The sequence below is a fragment of the Dietzia sp. SYD-A1 genome, assembly GCF_015356725.1.
GTDB lineage: Bacteria > Actinomycetota > Actinomycetes > Mycobacteriales > Mycobacteriaceae > Dietzia.
The window spans coordinates 1-9,264 of sequence record NZ_JADDKI010000220.1; the positions used below are offsets into that span (position 1 = coordinate 1).

The window sequence follows — 9,264 nt, forward strand, 5'->3', positions numbered from 1 at the left end:
GGGTCGGCCGGGGCCCGGATGATCGCGTGCGGTCCCTACCGTACGGGGACGCCCCGGCCGACCCGGTCGCGGAGGGGCCGTGGCCGGGGTCTCTGCCGGCGCCGTCGCCGTCGGTGGTGTGGCCGGGGCCGGGCTACAGGTTGGAGATCCGCGAGGGCCGTGACCCCGCGTCAGGGGTCGTGGCACGGGTTTCCCTCGCCGGGGGGGTCGTCCTGCGCACCGCTGCGGGGGTTGCGGTCGGGGTCGGCCCACGAGGCCTGCTCACCGGGCGACCCGAGGCGGTCGAGATCACGGGCCGTCCATGTGCGGTGGCCGGCTGGTCACGACCGTGGCTGATCGACGAGGCCTGGTGGGAGCCCGGCCCCGGTGGTGCGCCCCGTCGGCCGAAGGCCCGGATACAGGTCGTCCCCGAGCGGGCGGCCGCGTTGCTGCTGTGCTGCCTGGTGGGGGACGAGCCGGGGAGTTGGACGGTCGAGGGGGTGTACGAATGAACCGTCCACGACTCTTCGTGGCAGTGACCCTCGTCGCTCGTCGGGTGTGCTCAGCGTTCTATGTCGACCACCAGTCGGGTCGGGTTCTGGAGGAGGAAGGCCGAGAAGGGCCGGTCCGTGCCCTCGAGACCGATGACGGATTGTGCCCGGCCCTCGAACTGGCCGGCGAAGGCCACCCCGGCCACTCCGGTCGCCTCGTCGCTCGAGACGGTGCCCACGGGGACCTCCGTCATCGACGTCATGGTGGGAAGGACCTGGTCGCGGATCATCACCTGGAGGAACGAGTCCCCGGGCACCTCCACGGGGGAGCCGCTGCCCTGCTGGGCGGGTGCGTCCACGTAGTCCACGGAGTATCCCGGGACGCCCTGGCCCTGGAGTTCGTAGACCACGCGATCCTTGCCCTGGTAGTCGCCCACGCGGATATCGGTCACGACGAGCTGGGCGCGCTCGGCGGTCTCGCCGGGGTCCTCGCTCTTCGGTCCGGAGTCCGCAGGCCTGGCAGAGGGATCGGAGGTCTCGGTCTCGTCCGGAGCAAGGGCCCGGGCCAGCGCGGCCGGGGAGGATCCCGCCGTGGTGGTCTGGCTGGTGGTGGGGGATTCGGTCGAGGTGTCGGCTCCACATCCCGCCAGCCCCAGGGACGCGACGGCGGTGAGGGCGGCGGCCGCGGCGAAGCGGCGGTGATGGATACGCATACGTCCACCCTAGATCCCTCTGGTCACTTTTGTCCCACAAGGTGGCTACAGTTACGCCTCCCCGCGGGATGGGGCACCATGGGGTCGTGTCAGATACCGATTCCGCCACACACCCGGGTTGGTGTTCCCTGCAGTCCGCCGACGAGCCCCCGGCAGGCACCGCCGCCCACGAGGAGTCGTGGGTGCTGCTGGAGGTCCCCGGGCGCTGGGGGCGCGACATCTTCGACGGTGAGGCCCTGGGCGAGGACCTGTCCCGACGTCTCAAGGAGCACATCGCGGACTGCGGGTCGCGCATGCTCTTCATCCGTCGGCCCGGCCGCGAGGGGCAGCGCCTCGACCGGCACCGCTTCTACCTCTGCGACACCCGCCCCGACCGGCAGAGCATCCGCGCCGGCCGCGTCGACGGGCCTGAGGAGTTGCTCGGACTGGACCTGTCTCCGGACGGGCACGTGGCCGGTACCCGCGAGGTCGCGGCACCTGTGCCACTCGTGTGCACCCACGCCAAGCGTGACCAGTGCTGCGCTGTGCGGGGCCGCCCCGTCGCGGCCGGCCTGGAGTCACTGTTGGGCGGGCGCCTGGCAGCGCTCGACCCCGATGCCGCGGTGTGGGAGTGTTCCCACACCGGGGGGCACCGCTTCGCCCCGGTCCTGTTGTTGCCCGGCACCGGTTACACCTATGGGCCCGCGGAGGTGGCCCACGCGGCCGGGATCGTCGAGGCGGCACTGGACGGCCGGGTCGTCACCGAGAACCTGCGGGGCCGTAGCACCTGGCCACCGGCCGGTCAGGTGGCGGAGGTGGCCGTGCGGAACTCCGGTGTGGAGGCGGGGCCGGGCGACCTCGTCGTCACGATCGACCCCGATTCCCCGCGCGTGGCCGTGGTCCGCCACACAGACGGACGCGCCTGGCGCGTCGAGGCGGGCACCCGCCCACTGCCTCCACGGTCCCAGAGCTGCCGTAAACCGCCCGGCGAGGCGTCGGCGTGGGTCGTGGAGTCGTTCACCCAACTCTGAGCCCATGCACCGGGCCCCGGTGGGTGAGGCCCGGTGAACTGGTACCACGGCCCCAGGACCTGGACCGAGCTGGAGCGGGTTCTGTCCGGCCGGCCGAACCCGCGTGGGCCTCACAACCCGCACCCCGGTGACGGCAGCGACGCCCCCGCCTGGTCCCGTCGACGGGGTGAGTACACCCCGCCTCACGGGCGCCGGACGCCGGGACGGGTGCCCTACGCCGAGCTCCACGCCCATTCCGCCTTCAGCTTCCTGGACGGCGCCTCCTCACCCGAGGCGATGGCGGAGGCGGCGGCGGAACTGGGGCTGACCGCGCTGGCGATCACCGATCACGACGGCTTGTACGGGGTCGTCCGATTCGCCGAGGCGGCGTCCGAGCTGGGTCTGGCGACCGTCTTCGGTGCCGAGCTCTCGCTGCCCGGGGGTGAACACCTGCTCGTGTTGGCCCGCGGAGGGGAGGGCTATCGCAGACTCTCGCGTGCGATCGCCCACGCCCACCTCAGGGGAGGTGCGAAGGGTGAACCGCGGTACGAGATCGGGGAGCTCGCCGAGGCCGCCGGTGGTCACTGGTACGTGCTCACCGGGTGTCGCAGAGGGCGGGTGCGGCGAGCCCTCGAACGCGGCGGCGCGGGTGTGCCCGGCGTCGACACCGCGGCTGCGGGTGCAGCGCTGGGCGAGCTCGTCGACCTGTTCGGACGGGACCGGGTGGTCGTGGAGCTGACCTGTCACGGCGTTCCCGAGGACACCGAGCGATGTGATGCGCTGGCCACGCTCGCGGCCGCGGCGGGCCTGCCCGTCGTGGCCACCACCGCCGCGCACTGTGCGGGCCCGGAGGACGCCCGTCTGGCCTCTGTCATGGCGGCGCTCGGAGCCCGCGACGCCCTGGAGACCCATGCCGCGCACCTGCCCCCGGCCGGAGGGGCGTACCTGCGCTCGGGGGAGGAGATGGCCGAGTTGTTCGACCGCTGGCCGGGCGCCGTCTCCGGGGCGGCGGACCTGGGTCGCGAGTGTGCATTCGACCTCCGGCTCATCGCCCCCGAACTGCCTCCGTTCGACGTTCCCGAGGGGCACACGGAGGACAGCCGGCTCGCCGAGCTCACCTACGCGGGGGCCGCCCGGCGCTACGGGGCCCCCGGCGCGGCTCCGGAGGCCTACGCGCAGATCCACCGCGAGCTGGGGGTGATCGCCGAGCTGGGGTTCCCCGGCTACTTCCTCGTGGTCCACGACATCGTCGAGTTCTGTCGCAGGGAGGGCATCCTCTGTCAGGGCAGGGGATCGGCCGCCAACTCGGCCGTCTGCTACTCCCTCGGCATCACCAACGTGGACCCGGTGGGGGCGCACCTGCTCTTCGAGCGCTTCCTGTCCCCGGAGCGGGACGGTCCACCGGACATCGACGTGGACATCGAGTCCGGCCGCCGGGAGGAGGCCATCCAGTACGTCTACTCCCGCTACGGGCGGGATCACGCCGCGCAGGTGGCCAACGTCATCACCTACCGGGGGCGGTCGGCCGTGCGGGACGTGGCCCGGGCGCTCGGGTACTCCGTCGGCCAGCAGGACGCGTGGTCCAAGAGCGTCGACCGGTGGTCGGGTCTGAAGAACCACGAGCGGGAGGCCACCGAGCACACGGTGCCCGCCGACGTGCTGGCGCTGGCCCGCAGACTCGTCGGGCTCCCCCGGCATCTCGGCATCCACTCCGGCGGCATGGTGATCTGCGACCGGCCTGTGGCCGATGTGGTGCCCGTCGAATGGGCGCGCATGCCCGGACGGACCGTCCTGCAGTGGGACAAGGACGACTGCGCCGCGGTCGGCCTGGTCAAGTTCGACATGCTGGGGCTGGGGATGCTCACGGCGCTCCACCACGCCATCGACCTCGCGGCCGAGCACAAGGACCTCGAGGTGGACCTGGCCCGGCTGGACCTCTCCGATCCCGAGGTCTACGAGATGCTGTGCCGCGGCGATTCCGTGGGGGTGTTCCAGGTGGAGTCGCGGGCGCAGATGGCGACCCTGCCCAGACTCCGGCCGCGGACGTTCTACGACCTCGTGGTGGAGGTGGCGCTCATCCGCCCCGGCCCCATCCAGGGCGGCTCCGTGCACCCCTACATCCGTAGACGCAACGGCAAGGAGAAGGTGGTGTTCGACCACCCCGCACTCGAGGCCGCCCTGGGTAGGACGCTGGGGATCCCCTTGTTCCAGGAGCAACTCATGCAGATCGCCACCGAGATAGCCGGGTTCACCGCGGCGGAGGCGGACCAGCTCCGCCGGGCGATGGGGGCCAAACGTTCACCCGAGCGGATGGCACGGTTGCGGGAGAGGTTCTTCGCGGGAATGCGTGATCTCCACGGCATCGGCACCAGCCCACCCGGGACCCCGGTCACCGGGCCCGAGGTGGGGGAGCGGATCTGGGAGAAGATGTGCGCGTTCGCCAACTACGGCTTCCCGGAGAGCCACTCCCAGTCCTTCGCGGCGATCGTCTACTACTCGGCGTGGTTCAAGTGCCACCACCCGGCAGTCTTCTGCGCGGCGCTGCTGCGTAGTCAACCGATGGGGTTCTACTCGCCGCAGTCCCTCGTGGCCGACGCCCGCAGGCACGGCGTCACCGTGCACCGGCCCTGCGTCAACCGCTCGATCGGCGGAGCCACCTGCGAGAACGAGGGGACCGAGGTGCGCCTCGGCCTGGAGTCCGTCCGGGCGATCGGCACCGACCTCGCCGCGGCGATCGCCGACGAGCGCGACACCCACGGGCCGTATGCCTCGGCTGCCGACCTCGCCGGCCGCACCGGACTGACCGTCCGGCAGATGGAGGCACTGGCCACCGCGGGAGCACTCGACGCGCTCGGCGTCGGGGGGCGGCGGGCGGCCCTGTGGTCGGCCGCCACCGCCGCCCGGCAACGGCCCGGGATGCTGCCCGGGCTGAGCCAGGTCGACGCCCCGGCACTGCCGGGGATGAGCCTCCTCGAACTCACCTCCGCAGATCTGACCGCCACCGGGATCAGTCCCGAGGAGTACCCGACGGTTCACGCCCGGCCGTGGCTGGAGTCCCGGGGGGTGTGCACCACCGCCGGGCTCGCGCACGTCCCCGACGGCAGCCGGGTGGAGGTCGCCGGCGCGGTCACCCACCGGCAGCGGCCGGCCACCGCCGAGGGGGTGACCTTCCTCAGCCTCGAGGACGAGACGGGCATGACCAACATCGTGTGCTCGGTGGGGCTGTGGGCACGCTACCGCCCGATCGTCTCCTCGGCCCCGGCGCTCATCGTCCGCGGTACCGTGGAGAACCGCTCGGGCGCGGTGAGCGTGGTGGCGGACAAGATCGAACGCCTCCACCTGGGCATGGCGATCGGCCGCAGCCGGGACTTCCGGTGACCAGCAGTTCCTCGCCCCACCGAGACAGGATCGTCAGACGTAGCGGAAGTCCTCCCCGCGGGCCCACTGCACCAATCTGTCCGCGGTGTCCCGCCGCGACGGCGGGTGATATCCGAACACCTGAACGGCCTCGAAGGCGTAGGCGAGTTCAGGGTCCTGCATGTAGGCGAACCCGCCCACGGCCTCGCGGACCATCGACTGCACCCTCACGAGAGCGTCGCGCATCGACCACCGGACCAGCGCGAGGCGAGCCGAGATGTCGCCGCCGCGGGCCCCCTCGTCGAACTCACGGGCCACGGCGTGCAGAGCGGTCCGCATGGTCTCGACCTCGGCGAGCGCCGAGGAGAACAGCTTCGGATCGAGACGGTCGCGGTCGGTGAGTCGCTCGACCATCCGCGTGGCGACCCCGAGGTAGCAGGAACTGATGAGCAGTCCGAACCACAGATAACCGGTCATCTCGTGGACATCGTCGGGGTCGTTCTCGGAGGTGAGGAACACCATGTCGGCACCGACCCGGACGTCATCGAGGATCAGTGCGTCGCTCTCGGCTGCCGCGAGGACGGGACTTCTCCAGAACTCCTCCCGATGAAGCCCCTCGGCCCCGTCGAAGACCAGGACGACGGCCCGCTCGGACTCGTCCACCAGCGCGCTCGCCACCAGGAGGCTCATGGACCTCGAGAGACTGCAGGGGGCCTTGCGGCCGGAGAGGAGGTAGTCGTCACCGTCCCGGCGGGCGGCCATGGTCGGACGGAACACAGATCCCCCGGGGGTCCCCTCGGAGAAACCGGAGGCCATCACGGTGCCGCCCTCGACCAGCGCCTTGATGAGGTCGCGCTCGTCCTGCGAGGCGTCCTCGGCGGCCTCGAAGAGGGTCGCGCACGACAGGTGGTGCATCGTGGTCGCGGCCGCGAGGGAGGGGGCGACCGCGCCGATGGCGGTCTGGAACCGCACCGCGTCGACCGCGCTCGCGCCCGCTCCGCCCAGCGCGGCGGGGACGATCAGACCGGTCCCACCGGTGGCGGACCAGTCCGCCACGGCGGTGCTCCGGGCACCCTCGTTGGTGAGCAGGCCGTGCTCGTACAGGCGATCGCGCAATCCGGGGGCGTAGGAGTCGAGGGTCTGGTTCTCGGAGGTGAGGAGCATGGGGGTCCTTTCGGTACACGGTCGGGTGGGTACGGGCTCGGGTCCGGATCACCCGGTGAGCATCAGGCGGGCGGCCTCGGCGCAGTCGTATCGGGGAGTCCACCCGGTGGCGTCCCGGAGTCGTCGTGACGTGGTCACCGGCTCTCCGCAGGTCACCCAGTGTGAGGAGAAGGGCAGCAACCGCATCCGGTACCCGAGGTCGGCCATGCGACGGGCGGCACCGAGTGGCACGGGGATGCACACGGACCGGTTCATCCGGCACAGTTGGGAGACGGTCAGGGCCCCCTCGGGACCCAGGTTGAACTCCCCGTCGACGCCGGCGAGGATCACCCGCAGGTAGGCGTCGACGAGGTCGTCCTGGTGCAGGAACTGGAAGTGGGACCGCCCTGGGCTCGGGTGCAGGACGACGCGAGAGCGCATGGTGTCCAGCCCGGAGTTGGACATGTCGGGACCCACCACGTACGTCGGGCGCAGGACCGCCACCGCCATGCGGCCATCGGATCCCCGTCGCCACCGGCGGACGTCCTCCTCCACGAGCGCCTTGTGGTGGAAGTAGTAGTGGTCCTCATCGGCGCCGATCGGCGCCGTCTCATCGATCACCTCGGCGCCCCCGCGGGGGCCGTAGGCGTTGATGCTCGAGGTCATCACGCACACCCGGGCACCGGCGGACTCGGCCGCATACAGGACCCGTCGCGACCCGTCGACGTTGACGATCCGCGCCGACTCCTTGTCGCGCGGTTCCTCGACCATGAAGGCGCAGTGGATCACAGCGTCGGCGCCCGCGACCACCTCGTCGAGGTCGCCTGAGGTGATGTCGACGGCCCGCCGGTCGATCTTCGGGTGTCGGACCCGCAACGGCGACCGGGCGAGCGCGACCACGCGGTCGACCTCGTCCCGCAGTATCAGCCCGCGCAGCAGTGCCGTGCCGAAGTCTCCGGAGGCCCCGGTCAGCACCACCCTCATAGTGCGGACAGTTCCCGGGTGGCGGCGAGGATGTCGGCGATCGCCGCGGCGGCCTCGACCAGCTGTTCCTCCGTGTGGTCCGCCGTCACGCACAGTCGGAGGATCGCCCCGGTCGCCGGGACCGCCGGATGGACCGCGACACCGGTGTACACGCCCCGCTCGAGCAGCAGGTTCCACACGTGGACCGCGCGGAGGTCGTCGCCGACGGGGACGGGCACGATGGGCGACCACTCGTCGCCGGTGAGGCCGGAGCCGCACTCCAGGCCCTTGCCGCCCAGTTCTGCGCGCAGCAGGATCGAGTTGCGGCGCACCGCCTCGGTCCGCCGGGCCCCCTCCTCGGTCCGCATGACCCGGACCGAGGCCAGCGAGGATGCGGTCGCGGCGGGGACCGAGGACGTGCTGAAGATCATGGGCCGCGCCGTGACCCTGAGTCCGGTGACGAGCTCGGAGCTACCGGTGATGAACCCACCGCAGGAGGCGGAACACTTGGAGAACGACGCCATGGTCACGTCCACGGCGTCCGCCGTCCCGGTCTGTTCGACCCAGCCCCGCCGCGTCGGGCCGAACAGTCCCATGGCGTGCGCCTCGTCGACCATGAGTGCGGCGCCGAAGGAACGGGCCAGCTCCGCGACCTCGGGCAGGGGGGCGAGGCTTCCCTCCATCGAGTAGAGGGAGTCGACGACGACGAGGATCTGCTCCGGGGAGGACCCGCGGGCCGCGATGAGGGCCTCTTCGAGTGCGCCCAGATCATTGTGGTGGAACGGGTGGACGGTGGTCCGCGCCATCCGCAGGCCGTCGCGGAGTGAGGCGTGGGCGAACTCGTCGATGACCACCGCGTCCCGCTCACCGACGAGGGCACCCAGGGTGCCGAGGTTCGTCTGGTACCCGGTCGAGAAGCACAGCGCGTCCTCGGTGCCGAACCAGTCCGCGATCTCCGCTTCCAGTTCCTCGTGCAGCGACATCGTCCCGTTGAGCAGTCGGCTGCCGGTGCTCGCGGATCCGAACCTGCGGACCGCCTCGGTGGTGGCCTCGATGACCTCGGGGTGGCTGGCCAGGCCGAGATAGTTGTTGGAACCGAGCATGATCCGGTCGACGCCCTGGACGTTGCTCGTCGCGCCGGTGCCGGAGTGCATGGTGCGGTAGTAGGGGCTCTGCCCGGTGTCCTGAAGAGTCGAGAACAGTTGGACCCGTTCGTCTGTCGCGAGGCGGTTGATGAGCGGATGGTTCACGGGAAGTCCTTCCTGTGGGATGTCCGGGTGGTTCGGCCCCCTGTCCGGACCGGATGGGTCAGGCGAGCGAATCCTCACCACCGGCCCACATCCCCGGGCGAGACCCTCCTCCCATCCGCCCCGGGATCAGGAACGAATGAGGGGCACGCCTGAGTGAGGAGCCCCATGAGTCACAGAGCCGAGTTGCGGATGACGCGGCGCGTCCGGCGCGGGCGGGCAGTCCTGGCCAGGGGGTGGCCGCTCGCCGCGGCGTTGATCCTGGCCGTCCTCGGGGCCCTGGCCGCCGCCGGAGTCGAGGAGGAGTTGACCCCCGGGGGGTTCCGCGCTGACTCCACACCGTCCGCCGTCGCCGAACGACGGCTCGACGCGGACGTGGGGG

7 protein-coding genes and 1 pseudogene are annotated in these 9,264 nt (G+C 71.5%); 4 read left to right on the top strand and 4 right to left on the bottom strand.

Annotated elements, in window-relative coordinates; translation table 11 throughout:
- A pseudogene (locus IY392_RS09900) lies at positions 1 to 491 on the top strand (hypothetical protein); the annotation flags it as partial.
- A 50-nt stretch (positions 492 to 541) separates the two neighbouring features.
- Here IY392_RS09900 and IY392_RS09905 read toward each other — a convergent pair.
- Positions 542 to 1,183 (bottom strand): hypothetical protein, encoded by a 642-nt coding sequence (locus IY392_RS09905; RefSeq protein WP_107755880.1) that lies wholly within the window; start codon positions 1,181 to 1,183, stop codon positions 542 to 544.
- Between the two features lie 86 nt (positions 1,184 to 1,269).
- Here IY392_RS09905 and IY392_RS09910 point away from each other — a divergent pair, with 86 nt between their 5' ends.
- Together IY392_RS09910 and IY392_RS09915 are read left to right on the top strand one after the other, a co-directional pair.
- Positions 1,270 to 2,193, top strand: a complete 924-nt coding sequence (locus IY392_RS09910) for a sucrase ferredoxin (RefSeq protein WP_231750489.1) — start codon at positions 1,270 to 1,272, stop codon at positions 2,191 to 2,193.
- 33 nt (positions 2,194 to 2,226) lie between these two features.
- Positions 2,227 to 5,550 (top strand): error-prone DNA polymerase, encoded by a 3,324-nt coding sequence (locus IY392_RS09915; RefSeq protein ID WP_194861110.1) that lies wholly within the window; start codon positions 2,227 to 2,229, stop codon positions 5,548 to 5,550.
- Between the two features lie 33 nt (positions 5,551 to 5,583).
- Here the strand turns inward: IY392_RS09915 and IY392_RS09920 are convergent, their stop codons facing one another.
- The 3 genes from IY392_RS09920 to IY392_RS09930 are packed head-to-tail and all read right to left on the bottom strand — an operon-like array spanning position 5,584 to position 8,885.
- Positions 5,584 to 6,693, bottom strand: coding sequence for an acyl-CoA dehydrogenase family protein (locus tag IY392_RS09920; protein ID WP_182612841.1), 1,110 nt, complete (start codon positions 6,691 to 6,693; stop codon positions 5,584 to 5,586).
- Between the two features lie 48 nt (positions 6,694 to 6,741).
- Complete coding sequence (locus IY392_RS09925; protein ID WP_194861111.1) at positions 6,742 to 7,656, bottom strand: NAD-dependent epimerase/dehydratase family protein; 915 nt, start codon at positions 7,654 to 7,656, stop codon at positions 6,742 to 6,744.
- Entirely contained in the window at positions 7,653 to 8,885 is a 1,233-nt protein-coding gene (locus tag IY392_RS09930; RefSeq protein WP_231750490.1) for a pyridoxal phosphate-dependent aminotransferase family protein, read from the bottom strand. Before IY392_RS09930 ends, IY392_RS09925 begins: the two co-directional genes overlap by 4 nt.
- A 165-nt stretch (positions 8,886 to 9,050) precedes the next feature.
- Between IY392_RS09930 and IY392_RS09935 the strand changes: the two genes are divergently transcribed.
- The coding region (locus IY392_RS09935) for a hypothetical protein (RefSeq protein WP_194861112.1) at positions 9,051 to 9,264 on the top strand (214 nt) is incomplete at its 3' end.

Coding starts and splice junctions, on each gene's coding strand:
- IY392_RS09905 (WP_107755880.1), bottom strand. CDS start 1,183: ATGCGTATCCATCACCGCCGCTTCGCCGCGGCCGCCGCCCTCACCGCC.
- IY392_RS09920 (WP_182612841.1), bottom strand. CDS start 6,693: ATGCTCCTCACCTCCGAGAACCAGACCCTCGACTCCTACGCCCCCGGA.
- IY392_RS09925 (WP_194861111.1), bottom strand. CDS start 7,656: ATGAGGGTGGTGCTGACCGGGGCCTCCGGAGACTTCGGCACGGCACTG.